The organism is Fimbriimonadaceae bacterium (assembly GCA_019638795.1).
GTDB lineage: Bacteria > Armatimonadota > Fimbriimonadia > Fimbriimonadales > Fimbriimonadaceae > JAHBTB01.
Map to the genome: position 1 here is coordinate 181,047 of JAHBTB010000004.1, position 24,138 is coordinate 205,184.

Here is a 24,138-nt window from a genome sequence, read left to right on the forward strand (position 1 = left end):
CGTCCAGGCCTACAACAAACTCAGTCGGTCTTGGCGATCTTTGCCAGGTCGTCCAGGGTCACAAAGGTCCAGCCGTCCGCCTTCAAGTTTGCCAACACCCGGGGCAAGCAGTCGAGGGTCTGTTGCGACCCCGTGTGGAGCCAGATGATCCCGCCCGGCTTCACCTTCATGACCGCGGCCTCCACCTTCTCGGCGTTCTTCTTGGGGTTGGTGTCGTCGCCGTTCGGCCCGCCGAAAACCGACATCATGCCGTTGGCCGCCGCGGTGTTGATGACAAGGCTGTTCACGTGGCCGCCAGCGGGCCGGAAGTACTTGGGCCGGACGCCGGTCGCGTCTTGGACGGCCCGACAGGTGGCTTTCATCTCGGCGGCGACTTCGTCCTCGTCCATCGTGGCCATGTTTTGGGTGACCTGCGGGTGGGTGAACGTGTGGTTTCCGACAATGTGGCCGGCGTCGTGGATCTGTTTGGCCAGTTCCGGATACTTGACGACCATCTTGCCCACTAAGAAGAACGTCGCCTTGGCGTCGGCAGCCTTGAGCACGGCCAACAGCTTTTCGGTCCAGCCCGGCTTGGGGCCGTCGTCGAAAGTCAGTGCGCAAATCTTCTCTGTGGTCTTGCCCCCATAGAGTTTGGGGAACCTCGGTGGGCGGACGCCGGTGTCGTCGTCCTTGGCGGCCAGCTCGTCGCGTAACTTGACCGGGTCCGTCACGGACTGGGTGTCGGGCTTGGCGGCTTCCGTCGACGGCTTTTGCGTCGGCTTGGCTCCGTCGGCCACGTTCGCCGGCGGCGGGTTGCATCCGGCCAGGCTGAGCCCGAGGGCCAGTACTACGGTCAGATTCCACTGCACGGCCCCATTTTGCATCGCGGCCAAGGCGATCTGAGGCTTTTTTTGGACCCGCACCGGCCTTTTCGTCCTTCGCTGGCGTCGGTAAGGATACGGTGATGTCCCGACCCTTCCTTTTCGCATGCTGTTTGGGCCTCCTTGTGACGGGTTTTGTGTTCGGGTGCGGGGGGAACGGTAGCTCCGGCTCGGGGACAGTGACATGCGGCCCCAGCTTTGCCGTGCCGAACTACGCCAGCTTGACTGACCCTTCAAACAGCCGGGCCAACGTCCTCGTCCACTGGTCGGGCTTCCCCGTGAAAGTCTTCGTCAAGTCCGACGTGACCAAAACGTTCGACGGGACCGGTCACCGCGCCAGCGACACGGTCGCGACGGCGTTCCAAAGGTGGTCGGACAGCACGACCGGCGGGATTCGGTACACGGCGTCCCCGACCCAAGCGGGGGCCGACATTGTGGTCACGTTCACCAACCTTGCCACCGCACCGACGAGCGGTCAAGCTCTCGGGGTCACCACCATCACCTACGCCACTGCGACACAGCAGGTCACCCACGCCGAAGTCACGGTGAACTTGTGGAACGGCATGACCAGGGACGAGTTCTTTCTCGGCCTCCCCAAGACCCTGACCCACGAGCTGGGCCACGCCCTGTTCCTCCGGGGCCACAGCCCCTTCTCGTCCGACCTCATGTACTGGCAAGCTGACCCGGCCGTCGACACCCTCCCCACGAACCGTGACCAAAACACGGTGGTCACCGCTTATTGCGGCGTCTACCCAGATGCCAACCCGCTCGCCGCCTCGCGCGAACCCCAGGAAACCCTCACCATCGTCTGCCCGGCCAAGTGACTCAGCCGTTGACGAGCGAATCGTAGGTCTCGAAGGGGTCGGGCATCTCGTAGTACGAGTCCCGGCCCATCGCGACGCCGCTCCAGTCGAAGTGGTACCCGCCCTTCATCTTGTGGTCCAGGACCCGCTTGACCAAGGCCGACCGGCCGTGGGCCCGGGTGTCGGCAGGAGCGTCGGTCATCGCGTCCACGATGTCCAAGGGACCGACAAACGGCTTGCGCTCCGGGCCTTCGGAAAGAGCGTAGAAGAGTGACTTCTCCGGGTCAATGTTGTGGTATTCGAGGTCGACCGAATGCAAGGCGTCGGCCGTCCATGGGAGCCCCTCCTCGTCCCGGTACATGTCGACGACGCGCCGCTTGGCGACCCAGTCCAGACGGTCAAAAAGTGAGAGGGGGTCGCTAGCCAGCGTGTCAAGTGTCTCCTCCCAGGCGTCCAGCGTCCAGTCCGTGTCGGCGGTGTCGCCACGGTACCTCTGGGCCTGGGCAAGGATTTCCCGCTGCAAGTCCACCGAGGCGATGACGGTGCCGTCGGCCAAAGTCACCGGCCACTTGTATGTCTGGTCACGAGAGACCTCGCGAAGCGCCACTAAGGGCTCGGCCAACTGCCATCGGTCCGGGATCAGCCCGTCCTCCAAGAGCCGGAGGACAAGGGCCGTCGTGCCGACCTTCAGGGCGTACGCAAACTCCATCTGGTTCGACTCCCCAAAGAGGATATGGAGCCGGTGCTGACCTTCGTGGGCGTAGAAGTGCTCCCACTTGGGGTTGATCATCGCCCGGTTGAACCGGACGCGGCTGGCCACGGTGCGGATAATGTGGTCGGCCCGCTGGCTCAGTTGGAACGGTACCGAGTCGTCGGCGTAGACGTTGTAAACCTGCGACACCCATATGTAGTCCACCGGGTTCGCCATCATCTCGTCGTAGTCGGGCCTGCCGCCTGCCGCGAGGATATGGCCGCCGACCCGGCCCACTCCGGCGAAAATCTGCCTTGTCGCCAGGAATGCGTACAGTTTGGGGACTTCGTAGGTGAAGAAGTCCTCTCCCATTTGGACGAGGTAGTTCTCGTGGCAACCAAACGTGTGCCCGCCGAAGTGGTCGACCGAGTTGTTATAGACGCTGACCGCGTCCGTCAGATCAAGCTCGCGGACGGCGCGGACGATGATCCGCTGACCGGCACGGTCGTTGGCGACGATGTTCCGGAGAGTCCGGCATTCGGCCGTCGCGTACTCCAGATGGCTTCCGACCGCGTCGATGTAGAGGCGGCCGCCGTTCAGGAGGAAACCGCCGCTCTCGGCCGGCTCAAAGACCTCGTCCCGGGCGTGGCGGTCGATCGCCCCAAGGCCCAGTTCGTAGAACACGTGGTCCTTGACCAACTCGACGACTTGCTCAGGTCGGGCCAAGTCCTCGTCGACCAGACAACCAAACTCGGTCTCGACACCGTAGATGCGTTCCCCTGGTCGGTCCGGCATGTCTGCCTCATTCTACGCCCAGCCACGAGACCATGCCCGCCGCGGGCCACAATAGAGACGTGAGCGAGCTGAGCGACCGAAAGAAGCAGATTCTGCGTGCGGTGGTGGTCGAATACGTCACCGGCACGGAACCGGTTCCTTCCGAACTCATCGCCAGCAAATATGAACTGGGAGTCCGCAGCGCCACCGTGCGCAATGAAATGGCGGAGATCACCGACCTCGGCCTCCTCGAACAGCCCCATACCAGCGCGGGCAGGGTGCCGAGCGACGTCGGCTATCGCTACTATGTCGACCGCCTCGTCGTCCAACGGACGGTCAACCAAGAAGAAGGCGCCCGCATTCGCGGTGCGGCCACCGACGAGGAGCCCCTCCGAGACCTGGTCCAGGAGACGGCCAAGGCGCTGAGCCGGCTCACCCACCTTCTCTCCGCCGCCCTGACCGTCCGGAACGCTGACGTGCAGACCCGGAGCGCCGTCCTGACCGCGATCGGCCCGGAAAAGGGCCTCGTGATCCTCGTCTTGCAAAACGGCCACGTCGAGAACCGGCTGGTCGACGTCCCTCCCGGTGTCACCCTGGAGCATATCGGCGGGGTGAACGACGCCTTGCAAGTCGTCGCGTCGGGAGTGACCCTGAAACAATTGGACCGGTCAAAGACGCCTTCCGTCGGCAACCCGGTCGTCGACCGCCTCCTCCGCGTCTGTCACACCGCGTTGCGCGCCATGGCGAAGGACTTGACCCGTGGCCACTTGGTCACCGAAGGCGAGGAGTACATCTTTGCCCAACCCGAGTTTGTCCGGAGCCCGGAAGCGATGGCCAGCCTGGTCCGCAGTATGGAGGACGAAGGGGCCCTGATCTCCGCCTTAGGCGCACCGATCGGGGGGCCGAGCGAAGTCACCATTGGCCGTGAGCATATGGTCGAGGCCATGCGACCCCTCTCCATGGTCCGGCAGACGTTCTATGTCGGCGAGACCGAGGCCGGCACTCTGGCGATCATCGGCCCCACCCGCATGGACTACGACCGCAACATCGCCCTCCTTGACTTCACCGCCCAAGCGGTCAGCCAGACACTGACACGGCTGATGTCCTGACTCCCGGGCTACAATCGGGCGCATGCATTCCGGGGCCCCCAAGCGGTGGTACCAACACCTCTATGTCCAAGTCTTGGTCGCTGTGGCCCTCGGTATCCTCGTCGGCGCCCTGTGGCCCACGTTCGGCAAGGGCCTGAAGCCTCTGGGAGACGGCTTTGTCCGGCTCATCAAGATGCTCATCGCTCCCGTGGTCTTTTGTACCGTCGTCCACGGGGTGGCCAGCGTCGGCGACCTGCGCAAGATGGGCCGTGTCGGGCTCAAGGCCCTTCTCTACTTTGAGGTGTTCTCCACTCTTGCTTTGGTGATCGGTCTGGTCGTCGTCAATGTCACCAAGCCCGGCGTTGGCTTCGACGCGACCCACCTCGCCCCTCTGGACGCCGCCACGAAGGCCTATGCGGCAAAGGGCCACGACTTCAGTTTCTCCACCCTGCTCCTCAACATGGTCCCCGACACCCTGGTCGGGGCCTTTGTCCACGGCGACCTCCTCCAGGTGCTTGTCGTCTCGGCATTCTCCGCCCTTGGCCTCGTCGCAATGGGTGAACGCGGCAAGCCGGTGTTGCATGCCGTCGACGTCGCGAGCGGCTTCCTCATGGCCGTTCTGGGCGTCGTCGTGAAGTTGGCGCCCGTGGGAGCGTTCGGAGCGATGGCCTTCACCATCGGCGCGTTCGGGTTCGACGCCCTCGCCAAGCTGGGTGCCCTCATGGGAGGGTTCTATCTCACCGCGATCCTCTTCGTCCTCGTCGTCTTGGGGACGGTCACCCGGCTGTGCGGCTTCTCGATCTTGCGATTTATCAACTACATCAAGGAAGAATTGATGCTGGTGCTGGGCACCAGTTCCAGCGAGACGGCTCTACCTGGCCTGATGCACAAGATGGAGGCATTGGGTTGCTCGCGCTCCACCGTCGGTCTCGTCGTGCCCGCCGGATACAGCTTCAATTTGGACGGCACCAACATCTACCTCTCCATGGCCGCGGTCTTCCTCGCCCAAGCGACCAACACCCCACTCGACCTGCCTCACCAAATCACCCTGCTCGTCGTGGCCATGGTCACCAGCAAGGGGGCGAGCGGGGTCACCGGTGCCGGGTTCATCACCTTGGCGGCGACCCTCGCGGTCGTCCCCGGCATCCCCATCGAGTCCTTGGCGTTGATCGTCGGGATCGACCGGTTCATGAGCGAGTGCCGCTCCCTGACCAACCTGGTCGGCAACGGGGTCGCCACCGTCGTCGTCTCCCGATGGGAGGGCGAGGTCACGGGGCGGCAGGTTTCCGCCGCCCTCGAAGCCATGCCTACACCGACGAGTCCCTGAGGCGCAGGTTCACGTCGCCGGAGACGGCGCTCATGTCGATGGTGCCCGTCCCTTCGCCGAGGCGACCGGTGACGACGAGCTTGTCCCGGTTCTCGTCCTTGAGGTCGAGGCCATGGACAGCCACCGCGCCCTTGAGGGTCGAGAGGTGCACTCGGCAGTCGCTTCCGTCACTGATCTCCAAGTTCACGTCCCCCCGCACCGAGCGGAGGTTGGCCGCTCCTTCGACAGGGGCGACCAGGTCGACGTTGATATCTCCGGTGCTCGCCTCGACGCTGACAGTCCGGCCCGAGCACTCCCTGAGGTTGACGTCCCCACTCGCCGAACGGACACTCAGCAACCCCGTCACACCGGTCAGCGCGACACTGCCGCTCTTCGACTCGACCGTGACCACCGAGCACGAGGAGTTGGACAGCTCCACTTCGCCTGATTGAGCGGAGACTTCCACCGAGCCGCCCACGCCGTCCAATTTGACGTCACCGCTCGTCGAGGTCACCCGTGCTCCGGCCTTGGTGCCCTTGACCTCGACGTCTCCGCTCGTCGCCTTGATCTCCACCACGGTCCCTTCGGCCACCTTGGCGATGACGTCGGCGGACATCCGGTCGGACACGTTGTGGCGCAAGGCGATGAAATCGTACCCTTCTTCGAGGACGGGCATGTACTGGTCGGCCAGTTGCTTGGCTTCGGCCTCGCTATAGCCCTTGAACCGGGCCGCGACGCGGACGCTGCCCACCGGCTCGCCCCCTTCGATCTTGACATTGCCGTTCGCACTCTCGATCTTGAGGACCTTTCCTGCCGGGACTTTAAGAGGCAACTCGACCACACGGTCGGCCTGCTCGCCAAAGAGGTTGGCCCAGCCGCCTCGCCCCTTGGTCGCGTCGTCGGCGACTTGCTTGATCGCGTCAACGCCCTTATCGACGCCCTTGCGGACCTTGTCGGCGATGTCCGACCAATTGACGTTCTTGCTGACGTCCTTGGTGAGTTGGTCGATCGCACCGAAGAATGTGCCGAAGACGTCGCTGTGTTCCTTGGCCGACGCCTTAGGCTCCTCGGCCTCGCCTTCCGGCGCGTCGCCCTTGGGCGTCTCACCAGTCCGCGACTCGGTGTCAGGAGAGTCGTTGAACGCCTCGAGAAGCTCGGCGGCGTCTTCAGCAGAGATCTTCCCCTCCTGGACCATCTTCATGATGCGGATCGTTTCTTCCTTCATTTCGTACCCAGTTCTTTCAACTTCGCCTTGGCGTCTGCAGCGGTGAGTTTGCCGTCCTCCAGCATCTTCAGCACCTTGCGGCGGGCCTCCGCGGCCCGGCTGTCGTCTTTGGCCCCCGATGTCTTCAGCGGCTCGTAGCCCAGGGCGTCCAAGAGCCCGTCGAGCCTTGCCCGGACCGTGGGATAGCTCAGGCCCAACTCCTTCTCCATCGTGCTGATCACGCCCCTGGCCCGGATGAACACCTCCAGGAACCGTTGCTGGTCCTGGTCGAGCCGTGTCGTCTGAGGGAGTTTGAACCGGCCACGCAGGACGACGTCGCCACTCAGCGACGTCAACTCACTGACGTACAGCGGCTCGCCCGTCACCGGGCACTTGGCCGGAATCTCATGGAACACGTCTTTCGCCATCCTCGGTCACCTTGAATCCACTACTCATTATTTGCCATTCCTACGGCAACCTCATGGGCAGGTTTCTAAAGCTCAGGCCGTTTGGACTCAGTTTTTCTGAAATTGTTCGCTTCGGCCCAGTCGAATGCCCACGGACTGCCCGCCCGGGTATGGTCACGAGGTCAATGCCGGTGTATGTCGGGCTGGACGCGGGGGGCACCAAGACCCGCCTGCGCGCGGAAGATGAGAAGGGGGCGGTCCTCGCCGAGGCGGTCGCCGGGCCCGCCAACCTCGCCAGCACGCCAGAGGGCGTGTGGAAGGCGTCCTTGGCCGAACTGTCCGTCCAATGCCCCAAGGCGGACTATGTCGCCGGCTGCTTTGCCGGGCTGATGACCCGCGAGGACGAGGGGCGTGCCAGTGTCGCCCTCAGCAAGTTGTTTGGCGAGGCCAAAGTCGCCGCGTTGCCCGACTACGGCGCGGCAGTGGCCTCTGCCCCGGCGGGGACCAGCGTCGTCGTGACCGCAGGCACCGGTTCTGTCGTCGCCAACATGGTCGAGGGTCGTATCCACAAGTCCAGTGGCGGCGGACCGCTGCTGGGCGACGCAGGCAGCGGTTACGACATCGGACGATGGGGCCTTCGTAAGCTCCTTCTGGGGGTCCAGGCCCCCGACGCCGGTGAGGAGACTTGGGCAAAGATCGAAGAAGTCTTCGGGAGCCGCGACCCGGCCCATGTCGTCGCGACCATCTATAAGATGCCGGCGCCCGCCGCTTCGATCGCGCGGATCACCCCCCGGATCGTCGCCGACGCCGAGGCGGGATACCCCTACGCGACCGCGGCGGTGTCTGGTTCGCTCGCCTGGCTCGCCGGAGACGCCGCCGCCCACCTTGAGCAGACATTGCCTACCGCGCGCGAGTGGAACGTCGGCCTGACCGGCGGTGTGTGGAGCGCGGGGAGTTTTCCCAAGCATTCCTTTGACGAGGCGATGCAAATCTATGCCGCCCGGGCCCTCGGAGACCCGGCCTACTACTCAAGCCACGTCCTTGACCTCGATCCCGTCAACGGCGCGGTCGCCCTTGCCCGGAAATTAGCTGGTTCTGCCTAAGCCATGAGCACTGAATCCCGCAACCCCCGCTCGATCGGGCTGGACAAGATGTCCGCCCGCGAAATCGTGCGCCTGATGAACGAAGAAGAGTTTGGCGTCCTACGTGCCCTCGAGGCCGCCGAGGCCCCCATCGCCGCCGCCACCGAGCGCGCCGCCCAAGCCTTTCGCGAGGGCGGACGGATCATCTACGTCGGAGCTGGGACAAGCGGGCGGATCGCCACGATGGACGCCGCTGAGATGGTGCCGACCTTCGGCCTCGACCCCAGCCGGTTCGTCGCCGTTGTCGCCGGCGGGCCCGCCGCCGGCGTCCAAGCCGTCGAAGACGCCGAGGACAGCGACCACGCCGCCATTGGCGCGCTGAACGAATTAAAGCTGGAAAAACGCGACATCGTCATCGGCGTCGCCGCCAGCGGGCGCACCCCTTACGTCTTGGCCGCCGTCAAGCACGCCGCCCAAAAGGGGCTGTGGACTTGCGGCATCGCCAACAACAAATCCGCCCCACTTCTTGAAGCTGTCGACCTGGGAATCCTCCTCGACACCGGGCCGGAGATCTTGACCGGGAGCACGCGCCTCAAAGCGGGCACATCCCAAAAGCTCGTCCTCAACCGGATCTCGACCGGCGCAATGGTCCTGAACGGAAAGGTCATCGAAAACCTGATGGTGGACGTCAAGGCCAAGAACCAAAAGCTGAAGGAGCGGTGCGTGCGCATGGTCCGCGAGTTGTCGCCGGTCACCGAAGACGAGGCTTGGCGGCTTCTGGAGGAGCATGGATGGTCGGTACGGGAAGTCCTTCAGGCGAGCCGGTCGGTCCACTGAGGCACCGCGCCAGGAGTAAGATCGCCGGCATCAGCGACGTCGTCGTCATCGGCAGCGTGATGCTCGACCGCGTGAGCCGGGTAGACCGGCTACCCTGCCCGGGCGAAAACGTCTATTCACGCGAGCGGGCCACCTATTTGGGCGGCAAGGGGTTCAACCAGGCCCTTGCCGCCCACCGGTTTGGCGCCAATGTCACCCTTATCAGTTGTCTCGGCGACGACGACGGTTGGGACATGCTCAATGCGTTCATGAGGCGAGAGGGCATGGACACCGGGGGACTGCTCCAGACGGACGAGGCTCCGACCGGGCAGGCGGACATCTGGGTGCAAGCCGACGGGCTCAACATGATCTGCGCGGCTCCGGGCGCCAACGACCTGCTCCACCCCTGCGGCTTCTTGCCCGACTGGGCCGACGGTCAGGTGGCCATGTTCGGCAGTGGCACGGTCCTGTCCCAACTCGAGGTCCCCGACGTGGCGGCACGGACCGAAGGCGACTTCCGTATCCTGGATCCTGCCCCGATGCGCGACTTCGACCGCACGATGCTCCAGGGCTTGGACTTGGTCACCCCAAATGGCCCGGAGGCCCTTGCCCTGACCGGTGTCGACCCTGTCGATGACGACGCCTGCGACCGAGCCGGTCGGCTGCTCCTTGACGAGGGCGTCCGCCACGTCGTGGTCACCCTAGGGGACCGCGGTTGCTACTTTGTCGACCGTACGACAAGCCGACATTTCCCCGCGCCACGGGTCGCCTCGGTCGACACGACCGCGGCGGGCGACGTCTTCAACGGCGTCCTTGCCGCCCTTCACCAGAGCTACGGCCTGACCGAAGCGCTCCCCTGGGCCATTGCCGCCGCTTCACTCTCGACCACTGTCCATGGAGCCGCCGCCAGTGTGCCGGCCAGGTCGGAGGTCGAGGCATTCATGGCGACGCTCTAGTCCCAGGCAACGGCCACCGACAGGGGTCCACAATCTCCTCACGATGCCGAACGCCGAAGGCCATGCCGCCCACACCCAGACCGACGCCAAATCCGGGCTGCCGGGAAGGATGCCGAGAAAGATCAACGTGACGATGATCGGCGCGGGGTCCTTCTTCTGTGCCAGCGTCATGAAAGACGTCGTCCTGATCCCAGAAAACCAGGGCGGCGAGTTGCGACTGGTCGACATCGACGGCGCACGGATGGAACTCAGCCGCCAGCTGGTCCAAAAGATCGTCGAGAAGGCGGGCCAAGCCGACAAGTGGGTCGTCCGCGCCAGCACAGACCGGACGGAACTCTTGCCGGGCACGGACTACATCGTCAACGCCATCGAAGTCAGCGGTGTCGATTGCGTCCGCTTTGACAACGACATCCCGCTGGAGTTTGGGGTGAGCCAGAACATCGGCGACACCATCGGCCCCGGCGGGCTGATGAAGGCGCTGCGGACGATCCCGGTCTGGCTCGACATCTTGCGCGACGCCGAGCGCCTTTGCCCCCACGCCCTGGTGCTCAACTACACCAACCCGATGAACATGCTCTGCCTTGCTTCGTCGCGGGTGACGGGTATGGAGGTCGTCGGGTTGTGCCATAGCGTCCAGGGCACCTCGCGCATGCTCGCCGAATATGCCGGTGTCCCCTACGAAGACTTGCAGTGGAAGTGCGCCGGAATCAACCACCTGGCATGGTTCACCGAGTTCAACGGCCCGGAAGGTTCCCTCTACCCGACCCTCTTCGAACAGGCCCGCGACCCCCACTCCAAGTTCGCCGAAGCGGAACCGGTGCGGAGCGACATGATGCTCCACTTCGGTGCGTTCATCACCGAGTCAAGCGGGCATCTGTCCGAGTACCTGCCTTACTACCGCAAGCGTAAGGACCTGCTCGAGAAGTACACCGACACCGGGTACCGGGGCCAAGAGAGCTTTTACGCCGACAACTGGCCAAATTGGCGCAAGGGCCAAGACGAGAGCCGTCGCAAACAGATCGCGGGCGAAGAGGAAATCAAACTCGACCGCTCGTTTGAGTACGGCGCATGGATCATTGAGTCGGTGGAGAAGAACGTGCCGATCATCATCCACGGCAACGTCCCTAACTCGGGATGCATTGAGAACCTTCCCCAGGACGGTTGCGTCGAGGTCGCCTGCCTCATCAACCACAACCGCGTCCAACCCGTCCGATTCGGCCGCCTGCCGAAGCAGATGGCGGCGGTCTGCGACTCCAACATGCGCATGTTCGACCTCGCCGTCGACGCCGCCGTCCGGAGGTCACGAGAACTGGCGTGCCAAGCGCTTTACCTCGACCCCTTGACCGCGGCCGTCTGCTGCCCCGCCGAGATCAAGACGATGGTCGACCGACTCTTTGAAGCTGAGGCCCAGTTCCTTCCTGGGTTCGACTAGGCGCGGTCGCTAGTCGTCGTCATCGTCGTCGTCCTCCACACCGGCGCCCGCCTTCAGCTTAAGACCCCGCCGCGCCAGACCCTTGCCGTGCGCACCGGCAAACTCGGCCGGGTACGGCGTCGACCATCCCTTGGCCTCATGCCAGATCTTGCGGTTGAGGGCGTCCATCTGCTCGGGCGTCTGGACTTCCTTTTCGCTCAAATCGATGCGGGCGACCCGGGCCAAGATGTCCTTCTGATAGGCGGACATCGCCGCCGTGGTTGCCTTGGGAAACTCATCCAGGGGCACCTGGTTCGGGGTCACGTCGTAGGGCGTGAAGTCCGGCTTGTTGACAAAGCACGACGTCATGACGGGCGAGGCCCCGTCCGACTGGTTCATCGGCGAAAGGCCGAATATCCGATGGATCGTGTGGAGCACCGACCCCTGGTTGAAGAAGTCGCTCACAACCTTTCCGGCCCGTCTCGAGTATGGCGAGACGACCAGGCACGTCGACCGGTGCCCGTCGACATGGTCGAAACCAGCCTGTGGGTCGTCTTCGTTGATGAACACGACCATGTCCTTCCAGAACTGGCTGTGGCTGAGGGCCTCCACCAGCCGTCCGACCGCCAAGTCGTTGTCGGCGACGTTGGACCGCGCCGAGACCGGCCCTCCCGTATGGTCTTGCGGCAGATAGACGATGCAAAAATCTGGCATCGTGCCCCGTTGCTTGAACTGCTCGAACTCCCGAAGGAAAACGTCCATCCGTAGCTGGTCCGGGATATTGAGGTTCCAGCCCGGGTACAGGGGGTTGGAGTTCCGTCGCACCCGCGCCACCCCGACCTGCTGCTTCCATGCAATTGTCTTGCCCGCCGAGTAGAGGTCCCATATCTGCCGCCCACTCAGTTTTTCGGCCGGCTCCGTGTAGTGGAACTCGCCGTAATTACGGAACCACAGACCCTTGTCGATTACCGAGTCCCACACAAAGCCGCTCGATGAATACGTGATCGGGTCGTCACCAAACGTGTAACTGCGCGTGAAGCCGCCGAAGGCACGGTTCAGATAAGGGGTCAGGTTGCCCTCGGTGGCGTAGCTGTGGCCGTCGGCGCTCAGGACCCCGTTGCAGTAGTAATTGTCGAGCAGGACAAACTCGTCCGCCAGTTTGTGCTGGTTAGGCGTCACTTGGCGGCCAAACGTGCACAGGGACGGGTCGCTGTCCCCCCGGCCGATGTCACCGAACACCTGGTCGTACGTCCGGTTCTCCTTGATGACGTACACCACGTGTTTGATGAGGGACGGCTCCCCGGTCCGTTCCGGTACAGGTACCGCCTTGACCCCGTCCCGAGGTCTGGTGGCGGCAGCCTCGGCGATCTGTTCGGCGAGGGCGTCCTTTCTCGCCCTCGCCGTCCAAGCCGCCTTGTTTCCCGCCAATTCGGACCAAGAGACCTTACGAAGGGTGCCTTGGGCGTCGCCGGAGTTCCAGCCCTTGCTCGCCTCACGGTCGCGGACGCGAGACCCCAAGCCCAAGTTGTTGACGACGAGGATGTCCTGCTTTGTGGCGACCACCGCAGACGGATACCAGTCGGTCGGCACCAAGGCGTCAAAGGCCGTCTTCTTACCCACCCGATAGACCGCCACGGCGTTGTTCCCTGCCAACCCGACGAACAGGTGACGGCCGTCCGGGGACAATCCCAAGGCGTCAGGCATGCTGCCGAACGGCAGGCCTCCCACCGGCTTGACTTCGATCGTTCCGACGGTCTCTCCACCGGGGCCTAGAACGAGGACTCTGTCGTCGTTGGTCTCCGCGACATAGACCCTCCGCCTGGACGGGTCGGCCACGACCGCCGACGGTTGCCGTCCGCACACGACCTGCCGTTCAACGACGAAATCTTTGAGGTTGACGACGCTGACCGAGCCCCGCAGCGCAACGCCTCTCCGGTCGACAACCGTCGGTGTGCCCGCACTGGTCGCAGTCTCCTCACCGGGTTTGGCCCTGGGGCCACCTTGTTCACTGACGAAGAGCCGGTCGCCCAGGACGGCGATGCCATAGGGCGCGACCCCGACCTCTACCGTTCGGCCCGCCTGACGGCTTGCGACCTCTATCTCGGCGATTTGGTTCAGTTTGGAAAGGGCGACATAGAGCTTTGACCCGTCTGCCGAATAGGCCAGCCCGATCGGATAGGAACTCGCCCCACCGACCGCCATGCTGGCCTCCAGCTTAAGGCCGCCGGAAGTCGTGTAGAGATGGACCGTGTTCGCTGCGTTGCTCACCGCCAAGTGCTTGCCGTCGGGAGAGAGGGCGATTCCGGCAAGCGACGCACCTCCTTCGAGAGGGGCTGAACCCGTCAAGATCCATTTGCTGACGTCGACCGCCCGTACCGAGGACCGGTCCTTGACGTACAAGGTCTTGCCGTCTGCCGAGACGACCGCGTCCACCGGACGTCCCCCAAAGCTGAGCATCTTCCCGGCTCCGTGCACCCGGTGGCCCGACGGAAGAAAGCCGCTGTCCCCCGCACTTCCCACCTGTTGAGGCCATGGTCGCAGCAAGGTTGTCGCGGCGAGGGCAAGCACGGTCACGAATCCCATACCACCCAGTCTCGTAGAATCTTGCCCCCGGTGTCAACTCCGGTCCAGATTCTGCCGTCCTTAGATTTGGTCTTTTTTGGTTCGCCCTCTGCAATTGCTGAGCAAGACGATCACGATATCGTTCGACTCAAGAGTCGTCAGCATGGTCAAGGTGTCAGCAAATTGTGCACTGATATTTTGCCTCACTTGCGCAACGAACTTCGTATCATTGTTGTGGCGTGCGGCTGCTGGATGGAGTGACTAGACCATAGTGAACCATAACAGTTGCCGTCACAATCGAACCGCCCAAAGCATGTGCGGTCGTCGGAGCAATCTCATATGAGGAAGCGTGCCTTTACATTGATCGAACTTCTCGTCGTGATCGCGATCATCGCGATCTTGGCGGCCATTCTGTTCCCTGTCTTCGCCCAAGCTAAGGTAGCCGCGAAGAAGGCGACCATGATTTCCAACGCCAAGCAGATCGGCTTGGCCCAGCTGATGTACGCGGGAGACTACGACGACGTCTTCGCGCCGGTCGCTGGCTTCCAGAACGAGTGGAGCCTGCCGACCTTCGCGGTGTTGTCGTTCCCGTACATGAAGAACGCCGGCATCCTGATGGACCCGTTCACCCCGGCCAAGCTCTCGGACAACCCGCTCGTGCTCAACAGCCAGTGGGCGATGCCCCCGCGCCGCGCCGCAAGTGACGTCTGCCCCAGCGACCCGAGCGACGCATCCGGTTGCGCCATGGGTGTCTATAACCCCGAGGGCCGTAACCAGTTCACCGGCGGTGAGCACTGGATCCGCGACGGCATCGGCGGTGTCTATCGCGGCGGTTCCGACGTGATCTGGGCGGAGTTCTACTTCAAGCAGAACTATCCGTCCTTGTCTCAGACCGCCGTCGGCCGCATCGCGGACACCGTGATGGTGACCCAGGCCAACCACTACGACATGATGTGGCACATGGACTGGAACCCGGACGAGGCGTTCCGCTACTGGGGTGACGGGGCGTACAACCTCTTCGGTGACGCCAACATGAGCACCGCGCCGGCCGGCCGTATCGGCACCTCCGGGGTCAAGGCGGGTGTCTACCCGACCAGCATCTCGGAACCGACCGTCTTCCCCGAAGGCTTCAACGTCTCCGTCTTCTGCGACGGCCACGCCAAGGCCCAGACCTGGAAGGCCATGCACAGCAAGGCCGTCGACGGTCCTAACGGCAGCCGGTACCTCGCCTATGCTGCTCCTGAGGTCCAGTGAAGTGAAGAGACTTGTTGCCGCCGTGCTGCTGATGGCCGTGTGGACATTGACCGCCTGTGACAGCGGCCAGACCAACGCGAGCCCGAAGGACGACAAAGAGATCCGCAACAACTTCGGCCGGGCATTGACGGCCGACGAGATCTCCAAGATGGGAGGCGGCAACAAAGAGGCCGGCTCAGCCGGTGCCGCCGCGCCCGACAAGTCGGCCGGCAAGTAGAAGCACCTGCCTGATATCCGGAAATTGCGACGCCCTCCGCTCCTGCGGAGGGCGTCGCCTTGTGTTCGGCGAACAATTCGACGGCCATCCTGTCGTCTGATCCAGAGCGGATGTTCAAAGAATCACGGGAACGACGCGGCTCTCTTCGGCGTTCTGAAACGTGTCTATAATTGGGTCAAGGCCCTGGCACGCCATGGACGGACGACGACGCACGAAGCACCGCGCAAACCCAGTCTCACTGGGGCGGGTCGTGTTCGCCCTCTTGCTCCTCATCACCCAGGTCGCCTGGGCCGGCGGCGCCTGCGTGTGTCCCACCGCCCCGCGACCGGCGGCCAGCAACGACCAGCTTTGCCCGGTCAACCGGTCAAAGTCCTGTTCCTGTTGCACCGAGGAGTCGGGTAAGAAGTCGGGGAAACCCGGCCCGTCCGAGATCACCACGTGCGTCTCGGCGACACCACCCGTCGCGCAGGTCCAGGCCGACATCCTCTTCCCCGTCCAGGCCCTGGTCGCCACCCTGCCTCCGGCCCTGGCGGCCCTCGATATCCCGCTCCCGCCAAGTCGGAGCGTCGACCCTGGCCCCGACCCCGGCCTCACCCGGCCTCCTGACCTCGAAGGCCATAGCCTTCGTGCGCCTCCTGCCCGCTAGCTTTCTGCGTCGGCCGCCCGGCACCGCCCGGCGGCCCCAGACCGACTAGCGAGGTATGCACCATTTTCAGGAACAGATTCACAAGCCTTTTCGGCGTTGGTGACCAACGCCGACCGGCCCGCCGACGGCTCTTTGGGCCCGGTACGGTCGTGTCACTCGTCTTGGCCGTCGGCGTCGTGGCCTACAGCCTGGCCGCGGCCAAGCCGGCCCCACCCCGCGTGTCCCAACTGCCCGGGCCCACAAGCCCGCTCCACAAACCCGAGCCCGCCGACCTCCTTCGGCCCGGTGGCCAGGCCCTACGCCCGGCCCAGAAGCACGCCGTCCAGGACATCGACCGGCGGTGGCAGGCCGACAAGGCCGCCCTGACGGAGGCGATGGCCCGGATCCAACCTCGGCAAGGCCGGGTGGACCAAGTCCAGGCCACCTTGCAAGACTATTCCGAACTGTCGCGGCGCTATGACGCCACGAGGAGCAAAGCCTGGGAATCCGCCCTGGCCGTGCTCGACCCCGCCCAACGGGCCCAGGTGGCGCGATGACGCGGTCCACGTTGGTTTCGTTGGCCGTCGTCCTCGCCACGGTCGGCCCGGCCCAAACGAAGGTGATGACTTTGGACGAAGCGGTGGCGACCGCCAAGGCCCAGAGCCCCATGCTCCGTGCCGCCAAGGCCGAGTTTCGCCGCGCCGTCGCCGCCGAGCGGGGCTCCCGGGCCATGACCGGCCCCCTCGTCTCCGCAAACGGCTTCGCCTCGACGGGCAACAAGGGTTCCCTGCTCTTCTCACCTCCTGGCACCGACCCTGCGGCGACCATGCAGGTGCCCGCCGACCCGTTCGTCGGTGGCAGCCTGATGGTGATGGTCCCCGTCCTTGCCGGAGACGTCCAGGCAATGGCCTCCTCGGCGCACTGGCTCGCCCAGGCCGCGGCCGGCGATTACCGCGAGGCGGAATCCGACCTGGTCCTCGCTGTCCGTCAGGCCTATTTCGCCTCGGCCGCGTCGTCGGAGGACGTCAAGGCGGCCGTGGCCAACCTCGCCTCGCTGAAGGAGTTGCTCCGGACGACGCAGGCCCAATATGAAGCGGGCAAAACGGTCGAGGCGTCGGTCCGCCGCGTCGAGGCCGAAGTCCGCCGCTCGGAGCGAGAGCTGTCCTCAGCGAAGAACAACGAGGCAAAGTCGCTCCTCGATCTGCTCCAACTGATGGGCGGGACGCTCACCGTCCCTGTCTCGCTAGAGGAACCCAGTCTCACGAACCTGCCCAAAGGTGAGGTCACCGACCTTGTCGCCCAAGCCCTTGACCGACGCGGGCTTGTCTTGGCCGAGAAGGCGAAGGCCAAGGCCTCCGAGGACGAGTTGCGTGCAGCCCGGGCCCTGGGCCTGCCCCGTGTCTACGCCTTCGGCATGGCCGACGGCGCGAACATGCGCGAGATGGGCGGCCTGACCGTCGGCCTGTCGCTCAGCTTCCCGCTCTACGACGGCGGCCGGGTGAAGTCCGGTGTCGACCAGTCCAAGGCGATGCATGAGCGCGCCGAAGCGGAACTGGCGTCGGCGCGGCTTCAAGTGGAGAAGGAAGTCCGCCAGGCCATCCTTGACCACGACACCGCCCAGGCCAACGTCATTTCTGCCGAAGCCTCGGTCACGGCCGCGGCCAGCGCCTATGAGGTCGTCGCCGCCCGGGTCGAGGCGGGAAAATCCATCCTCCTCGAACAACTCGACGCCCTCGACTTCCTCACCAAGGCAAGGGCCGACGCGACGAAGGCCCGACTGGACCTCGCGCTGGCGGGGGCTCGCCTCGACCGGGCGGTAGGGGGGCCGCGATGAGACTCGCCGCGATCGTCGCCGCGTTCCTCTTCGCGACGATCGCGTTCGCCGTGGACGGCGTCGCCGGCCCGTTCAAAGTCAGCCTGCGGACCGACCCGTTGGTCGTGCCGGTGGGCAAAGCCAAGGTAAGCGTCGTCGTCACCGACAAGAACGGCAAGCCTGTCCCGGACGCCACCGTGAAGGTCTTTGCCCGCATGCCGGGCATGAACATGGGCGAGCGGGAAGAGACCGCCACCGCCACCGAGCCGAAGGGAACCTACACGGCACCCGCGACCTTTTCGATGGCGGGCCAATACGACGTCACCGTCTCGGTCAGTACCCCGGCGGGGAGCGGCCAGGCCGTGCTCGGTCTGGCGACCGGACAGTCGTCGGCCGGGGACACCGGCAACGCCTTTCCTTGGGCGATCGGCGCGGTCGTCGTCGGACTCGGCGCTCTGGTGCTGTGGCGAATGAAGGTGACTGGTCAGCGGGCCAGCCTCAAAGGCCTGCTTAACCGCACGGTGTTGTTGTCCCTGGCCGGCCTTGCCGCCGCCCTCGCCGTCGGCGTTTGGGCGGTGCGTAACCTCCGCCGCGAAGGCGCGATGACGCCGATCGAAGCGCAGGTGATGGAAATGAACACACCCGCGCCGGAGGGAGAACTGCCTGTCGTCCTTGCCGAGGCCAAGAAGGAGCCGTTCGCCGAATCGGTGAGTTACGCGGGCCAAGTCGTCGGATTCGTCGAGCAAGACGTGGTGCCCCGCGTCAGCGGCACGATCGTCGCGATGCCGGTCTACGTCGGCGACAAGGTCAAGCGTGGCCAACTGCTCGCCCGCCTCGACACCAGCCAGACCGACCCCATGGTCGCCGAGAAGGCATCGAACCTGCGGAGCGCGGGCGAGGGCGTGAACATCGCCCTTGACGAGCACCACCACGCCATCGAGACCGCCGCGCAAAGTGCGGCCCAGCTCGCGACTGCCGACGCTGACGTCGCCGAGGCCAAGTCGCAAGTCCGTGTCGCCGAACTCGACCGCACCCGTGCCGACGCTGAAGTCGATTCCGCCAAATCTATGTTGAAGGCGGCCCGGTCGGAAGTCGAAGGGGCGAAGTCCCAGCAGACTCTGGCCCGACAGGAGTTGGAACGTGCCCAGGCCCTCTTCGCCAAGAACGCCCTCTCGCGCGAAGAGATGCAGGCGGCGACCGCCGCCGCCCGGAGAGCCGACGCTGACGTCGACTCAGCCCATGCGAAGGCCGAAGTCGCCGAAGGTGGGCTTCGGGCGGCGACCGCCGCCGCCCAGGCGGCCCGGGCCCAGGTCGACGCGGCCCGGGCAAGGCTGACGCGGGCCGAAGCCGGGCGCAAGGAAGCGAGCGCCCGTAAGAAGGTGAACGACGTCGAGATCCACGCCGCCGAAGCCCGCCTGCGCCAATCGAAGGAGTCGGTGGCGGCGGCCTCGGCCGGGCTCCAAGGAGCGACCGTGCAGCGGGGCTACGCCGAACTTCGGGCCGAAGTGGACGGCGTCGTGACCCAGCGCCTCATCAGCCCTGGCGTCGTCGTCGCTCCGGGACAGTCCGTCCTGAGGGTCGCTCAGGTCTCCCCTGTCCGGCTCCAGGCCAACGTGGCCCAAATCGACCTCGACAAGGTCAAGGTCGGCGACCAAGTCCGGGTCAAGGACACCCGGCCTGGACAAGAACCGATCACCGTGACGGTGACATCGGTCTCGCCCAGCGTCGACCCGACATCGCGGACAGGGATTGTGGAGGCGGTCTATGCCAACGCCGACAACCGGTTCAGCCCAGGCCAGTTCGTTTCGATGGACATCCAGGTCGGCCAGCTCGGCAACGCCCTCGTCGTCCCCACTGAGTCTGTCGTCATTGAGACCCGGAACGGCAAAACGGTGGCCAAGGTGTGGGTCGCGACCGCTTCTGCGGGAGGGCGTCTCAGTGTCATCCAGCGCGAGGTCAGGGTCGGGGGCAGGGCCGGCGACAAGACGGCCGTCCTCGACGGGCTCCAGTCGGGAGAGCGGGTCGTCGTCTCCCCGTTTGGCCTGGCCGACGGGATGGCGGTGAGGTCGCTTGAGGCGCCGACCAAGGCGACAGAAGGCACGGTCACGATCGAACTGGACGCTTCCGGCTACTCACCCGCGTCTGTCGAGATCGCCGCGGGCCGACCGGCCAAGCTGGTGTTCGTCCGGCGGGCGGCCGAGTCGTGCGGCACCTCGGTCAAGTTTCCTGACCTCGGGATCGAGGCCGAGACGCCCCTCAACCAGCCCGTCACGATCGACATCCCGCCCCAAGCGGCTGGGAAGCGGCTCACGTTCGCCTGCCCCATGGACATGTACACCGGGACTGTGGTGGTCAAGTGAGCGACCAGCGGCAACCAGGGGGCGGGCATAAGCTCAACGCCCTCCACTTGATCCACAAGTGGTCGATCGAGCACGGCTACGCCGTCGTCGCGTTCTACGTCGCCATGGTCGCCCTGGCGGTCATGGCCGTCTCCCACATGCCGCGGAGGTTCGCCCCGTACGTCGAGAGCCCGATGGTCGGGGTCGTCACGATGATGCCCGGCCTCTCGGCCCAAGAGATGGAGCTTTATGTCTCGAAACCGATCGAAGAACAGCTCATCAACGTGAAAGGTGTCCGCTACGTCCGGTCGACCTCACAGGACGGGTTCAGCATCGTCACGTTGGAGTTCCCCTACGGGACGAACATGCAGCGGGCGCAGACCGACATCCAGTCTCTGATGAACGTCGTCCAGTCTAGCCTGCCTTCGACAGGGGCGAACCTGAAGCCGTCGTGGATCATCCCCATCGACCCCCTCAACCTTCCTGTCCTGACCCTGTCCCTCAAGGGCGACCCCTCTCTGGGTTGGGACATGGCCAAAGTGCGCGAGTTCGCCGACAACGACGTCGTGCGCCGCCTCAAGACCGTCCAAGACGTGTACGCGGTTGTGCCCTTCGGTGGTCACCGGCGTCAATTGCAGGTCATCGTCGACCGTGACAAGCTGGCCTCCTATGGCCTCTCGATCCTCGACGTGAGGAACGCGATCGACCGCTCCAACGTCAGCGCGACCGGCGGGACGGTCACCGACGGCGAGCGGGAGGCGATCGTCCGCGTCGACACGAGGGCGACGACCGCCCAGGACATCTTGGACTACCCTGTGACGGCCGCGGGCACCACCGCACCGCCTGCCGCGGCCCCGTCTGGGGGAATGGGCATGGGTGGGTCGGCCAGCGCCAGCCCACCGGCCCAAGTCACCCCGCCGCCGACCACTCCGCGGGTGGTCTATGTCCGCGACGTCGCGCGGGTCGAAGACTCGGTGTGGGAGAAGAGGTCCGGCTACCGCTACCTCGACAACACGACCGGCGAATCGAAGGAAGCGATCGAGGTCAGCGTCATCCAGAACCCCGGGGCCAGTTCGGCGTTGGTCGTGCCGGCCGTCATGTCGGTCGTCAAGCAGATCGAGAACGAAAACCCCGGCCTGAAGTTCGAGACCGCCTACGACAACGCCCACTTTGTCGACATCCTCTTCGAGAACGTCTGGCACGAACTGGCCGTCGCGATCATCCTGACCGCCGTCGCCCTGATGCTCTTCCTGGGCGAATGGCGCGGCACCCTCATCGCGATGGTGACCCTGCCCACGTCCCTGGCCATGGCCGTCCTCTTCATGGTGCCCTTCGGCATGACGTTCAACAGCGGCACGCTGATCGGACTCTTACTCAGCATCGGGAGGCTCGTCGACGACTCGATCATCGACATCCATGCCGTCGAGCGCCATCTGCGGATGGGCAAGTCGCCTAAGCAGGCGACGATCGACGGCATCGCCGAGGTGCGAGTGGCCGTCATCGCGTCCACCCTGATGATCGTGTTGGCCCTGTTACCCCTGATCTTCTCAGGAGGCATCGTCGGCCTGATGTTCGTCGAGCTCGTCTGGCCGCTGATCTTCGGGCTCCTTGCCTCGATGCTCGTCTCGTTCACGCTTACCGCGCTGCTGTGCGCCAAGCTCCTGCGCCCCGAACACGTGCGGGAGTCGGAGCGGAGGCATCCGGTTCTGGGCCTGCTCTACCGGGTCGTCGACCCGTTCCAGCGAGGGCTTGACCGGCTCGAAGGGGCCTACGGCAGGACCATCACTTGGCTCCTCAAGCACCGGTTCGCCAACTTGACCCGGGTTCTGGCCACCCTCATCCTTGGCTTCACCTTCTATTACTTCATCGGGTCGGAGATGATGCCGCTGGCCGACACCGGACAGGCGTCAGCGTTCCTTGAGATGAACCCGGGCACCTCCTTTGCCGGCACCGAGAGGGCGGTGAAGCAGATCGAGGAGATCATCCGCAAGCACCCCGAAGTCGAGAAGGCCAGCATCGAGCTTGGGGCCGAGTCCATGTTCGAGACCTGGTCTCCCTTCTTCACCGGTTACCAGATGCCCGCGGTGAACGGCGCGGCCATGATGCTGACCTTCAGCGACAAGGAGAAGCGCAAGAACGACATCTTCAAGGTCATCGACGCCATCCAGAAGGAGGCGCTTGACACCGTCCCTCACATCCGTCGGTTCCAGATCAAAGAGATGGGTTCCGACGTCATGGCGACCTCGGCGGCGCCGGTCCACGTGAACATCTATGGGCCTGACCTCGCCGTGCTCGACCGGCTTGGCGACCAAGTCCTGCAGGTCGGCGAGAAGATGCCCGAGCTCTTCCAGCCCGGCCGGACATGGAGTCTCGGGGTCCCTGACTACCGGATCGACGTCAACTTGCAACGTGCCCAAGAGGTCGGGCTCAGCCCCGACCAGATCGCCCAGCAGGCGTACTACGCCATGCGAGGTGGACTGACCAACGAGTACTTTCGACTGCCCAATATCCGCCAGGACACGATCCTTGTCCGCTACGACGGCCCCGAAAGGTCCAGCGCGGACGACCTGGCGGCGACCTACATCACCACCCCAGACGGCAAGCAGATACCCCTCAAGTCCGTGGCCGACATCGTGCCTTCGTCGGCGCCTACCGCCATCGAGCACGACGGGCTGAAGCGGGTCATCGGGGTGACGGGCTACTACCGGATGGGCAGCCTTCCCAGCATGGACGTGGTCATGAACCTCGTCGCCAACGCCTACGGGGGAAACAAGAAGCTTGGTGTCGAGCCGGTCAACTTCCCTCCCGGATACGGCATGGAGATGAGGGGCGACATGACCCAGATGATGGACAGCTTCCGACGCCTGCTCCAGGGGTTGGGGCTTTCGATCGTCATGATGTACCTCGTCCTCGTCGTCCAGTTCCGAGGCTTCTTGCAACCCTTACAGATGATCGCCTCCCTGCCCCTGGAACTGGCCGGGGTGTTCGTCGCCCTGTTCATCGCCCACCAGTCGTTCTCGACGGTGTCGATCCTTGGGATCATCGTGCTGACCGGTATGGACATCACCACGGCGGTCCTGATCATCGACCTGGTGATGAAGTACCGCGACCAGGGAGTCCCTCGCGACGAAGCGGTCAGGCGGGCCTGCCCCGACCGTTTGCGCCCCATCCTCATGACGACCGGGATCACCTTGGTCGTCATGCTCCCGGTCGCCCTTGCGCCCAAGACCGGACTGGACGCCTACCAACCGCTCGCCACCGCCGTCGTCGGCGGCTTGCTGGTCGGGACCATCCTGTCCCTCTTCGACATCCCCATCATGCACACCTACATCGACGACTTCGTCATCTGGCTGAACAGGACGTTCCTGAACCGCCAATGGTCGTGGCCGGTCACCGAGCCCGACCCTTCCTTACCTGCCGAAGAGATCGGCACCGACCAAGCAACACCATGAACATCAAAGCAACCGCCCTCGTCACCGTCGCCCTGGCCGCCTCGTCGGTCATGGCTCTCCAACACGGCCGCTCCGCCCCCACCGACAAACCCGTCCAGGCGAAAGTCGTCAAAGGCGTCCAAGTCGCCACCGTGACTGTCGCCAACGGAAAGTATTCGCCTTCGGTCATCAAGGTGAAGAAGGGCCTTCCCGTGGTGTTGACCTTCGTCGGTGGTGACCACTTGGGGTGTGGAGGGACTGTCGAGTTCAAGTCCCTCAAGCAGAAGCTGGTCGTCAAACAGGGCACCAAAGCGTCCCTCAAGTTCAAGCCGGAGAAGGCCGGAGAAGTCGCTTTTGCCTGCCCTATGGACATGTACAAGGGCAAGGTCGTCGTAAATTAGTCGCACGGGCCTCGACTGCAGGGGGCCAGCCCACATAAGCGGGCTGGCCCCCTGCGGTCAGTTTTGTGATCCAGATGCGGCTTGCATCGAATCTAGCG

The 24,138-nt window shown here is 64.6% G+C and carries 20 protein-coding genes; 15 read left to right on the forward strand and 5 right to left on the reverse strand.

Going from position 1 to position 24,138, the window contains the following annotated elements; all coding sequences use genetic code 11:
- Nucleotides 1–20: 20 nt before the first annotated feature.
- A complete protein-coding gene (locus KF857_07020) occupies nt 21–848 on the reverse strand; it encodes a polysaccharide deacetylase family protein (protein MBX3111745.1) in 828 nt (275 codons plus the stop codon).
- 95 nt (nt 849–943) lie between these two features.
- Here KF857_07020 and KF857_07025 point away from each other — a divergent pair, with 95 nt between their 5' ends.
- Entirely contained in the window at nt 944–1,684 is a 741-nt protein-coding gene (locus KF857_07025) for a matrixin family metalloprotease (protein ID MBX3111746.1), read from the forward strand.
- 1 nt (nt 1,685) lies between these two features.
- Here KF857_07025 and KF857_07030 read toward each other — a convergent pair whose 3' ends face one another.
- Entirely contained in the window at nt 1,686–3,149 is a 1,464-nt protein-coding gene (locus KF857_07030; protein ID MBX3111747.1) for a proteasome accessory factor PafA2 family protein, read from the reverse strand.
- Between the two features lie 59 nt (nt 3,150–3,208).
- Here KF857_07030 and hrcA point away from each other — a divergent pair, with 59 nt between their 5' ends.
- Complete coding sequence (gene hrcA, locus KF857_07035) at nt 3,209–4,237, forward strand: heat-inducible transcription repressor HrcA (GenBank protein ID MBX3111748.1); 1,029 nt, start codon at nt 3,209–3,211, stop codon at nt 4,235–4,237.
- A gap of 22 nt (nt 4,238–4,259) precedes the next feature.
- Nucleotides 4,260–5,543: a C4-dicarboxylate transporter DctA gene (dctA, locus tag KF857_07040; protein MBX3111749.1), complete on the forward strand. Its 1,284-nt coding sequence runs from the start codon at nt 4,260–4,262 to the stop codon at nt 5,541–5,543.
- On the opposite strand, the gene KF857_07045 is transcribed toward dctA, so the two are convergent.
- Together KF857_07045 and KF857_07050 are read right to left on the reverse strand one after the other, a co-directional pair.
- Nucleotides 5,524–6,747, reverse strand: coding sequence for a DUF4097 family beta strand repeat protein (locus KF857_07045; protein MBX3111750.1), 1,224 nt, complete (start codon nt 6,745–6,747; stop codon nt 5,524–5,526). The genes dctA and KF857_07045 overlap by 20 nt on opposite strands.
- Nucleotides 6,744–7,154 carry a DUF2089 domain-containing protein gene (locus tag KF857_07050; protein MBX3111751.1) on the reverse strand — a complete coding sequence of 137 codons (411 nt, stop codon included), beginning with the start codon at nt 7,152–7,154 and terminating at the stop codon, nt 6,744–6,746. The genes KF857_07045 and KF857_07050 overlap by 4 nt, the downstream gene beginning before the upstream one ends.
- Before the next feature lie 149 nt (nt 7,155–7,303).
- Here KF857_07050 and KF857_07055 point away from each other — a divergent pair, with 149 nt between their 5' ends.
- The 4 genes from KF857_07055 to KF857_07070 are packed head-to-tail and all read left to right on the forward strand — an operon-like array spanning nt 7,304 to nt 11,419.
- The gene (locus tag KF857_07055) at nt 7,304–8,236 is read left to right on the forward strand and encodes a hypothetical protein (GenBank protein ID MBX3111752.1); all 933 of its coding nucleotides are present in this window, start codon (nt 7,304–7,306) and stop codon (nt 8,234–8,236) included.
- A gap of 3 nt (nt 8,237–8,239) precedes the next feature.
- Nucleotides 8,240–9,052, forward strand: coding sequence for an N-acetylmuramic acid 6-phosphate etherase (locus tag KF857_07060; GenBank protein MBX3111753.1), 813 nt, complete (start codon nt 8,240–8,242; stop codon nt 9,050–9,052).
- Entirely contained in the window at nt 9,007–9,987 is a 981-nt protein-coding gene (locus KF857_07065) for a ribokinase (protein ID MBX3111754.1), read from the forward strand. Before KF857_07060 ends, KF857_07065 begins: the two co-directional genes overlap by 46 nt.
- A 43-nt stretch (nt 9,988–10,030) precedes the next feature.
- Entirely contained in the window at nt 10,031–11,419 is a 1,389-nt protein-coding gene (locus KF857_07070) for a hypothetical protein (protein MBX3111755.1), read from the forward strand.
- Nucleotides 11,420–11,428: 9 nt separating this feature from the next.
- On the opposite strand, the gene KF857_07075 is transcribed toward KF857_07070, so the two are convergent.
- Nucleotides 11,429–13,981 carry a bifunctional YncE family protein/alkaline phosphatase family protein gene (locus KF857_07075; protein ID MBX3111756.1) on the reverse strand — a complete coding sequence of 851 codons (2,553 nt, stop codon included), beginning with the start codon at nt 13,979–13,981 and terminating at the stop codon, nt 11,429–11,431.
- Between the two features lie 318 nt (nt 13,982–14,299).
- On the opposite strand from KF857_07075, the gene KF857_07080 reads away from it, so the two are divergent.
- The 8 genes from KF857_07080 (at nt 14,300) to KF857_07115 (ending at nt 24,040) form a co-directional block, all read left to right on the forward strand.
- A complete protein-coding gene (locus KF857_07080; GenBank protein MBX3111757.1) occupies nt 14,300–15,214 on the forward strand; it encodes a prepilin-type N-terminal cleavage/methylation domain-containing protein in 915 nt (304 codons plus the stop codon).
- A 1-nt stretch (nt 15,215) separates the two neighbouring features.
- Nucleotides 15,216–15,431, forward strand: a complete 216-nt coding sequence (locus KF857_07085; protein MBX3111758.1) for a hypothetical protein — start codon at nt 15,216–15,218, stop codon at nt 15,429–15,431.
- Nucleotides 15,432–15,624: 193 nt separating this feature from the next.
- Nucleotides 15,625–16,077 (forward strand): hypothetical protein, encoded by a 453-nt coding sequence (locus KF857_07090; protein MBX3111759.1) that lies wholly within the window; start codon nt 15,625–15,627, stop codon nt 16,075–16,077.
- Between the two features lie 149 nt (nt 16,078–16,226).
- Nucleotides 16,227–16,613: a hypothetical protein gene (locus tag KF857_07095; protein MBX3111760.1), complete on the forward strand. Its 387-nt coding sequence runs from the start codon at nt 16,227–16,229 to the stop codon at nt 16,611–16,613.
- A complete protein-coding gene (locus KF857_07100; protein ID MBX3111761.1) occupies nt 16,610–17,890 on the forward strand; it encodes a TolC family protein in 1,281 nt (426 codons plus the stop codon). The genes KF857_07095 and KF857_07100 overlap by 4 nt, the downstream gene beginning before the upstream one ends.
- On the forward strand, nt 17,887–20,229 hold the full coding sequence (locus KF857_07105; GenBank protein ID MBX3111762.1) for an efflux RND transporter periplasmic adaptor subunit: 2,343 nt from the start codon (nt 17,887–17,889) through the stop codon (nt 20,227–20,229). The genes KF857_07100 and KF857_07105 overlap by 4 nt, the downstream gene beginning before the upstream one ends.
- Nucleotides 20,226–23,660 carry an efflux RND transporter permease subunit gene (locus KF857_07110; GenBank protein ID MBX3111763.1) on the forward strand — a complete coding sequence of 1,145 codons (3,435 nt, stop codon included), beginning with the start codon at nt 20,226–20,228 and terminating at the stop codon, nt 23,658–23,660. The genes KF857_07105 and KF857_07110 overlap by 4 nt, the downstream gene beginning before the upstream one ends.
- Nucleotides 23,657–24,040 (forward strand): cupredoxin domain-containing protein, encoded by a 384-nt coding sequence (locus KF857_07115; GenBank protein MBX3111764.1) that lies wholly within the window; start codon nt 23,657–23,659, stop codon nt 24,038–24,040. The genes KF857_07110 and KF857_07115 overlap by 4 nt, the downstream gene beginning before the upstream one ends.
- The last annotated feature ends 98 nt before the right edge of the window (nt 24,041–24,138 follow it).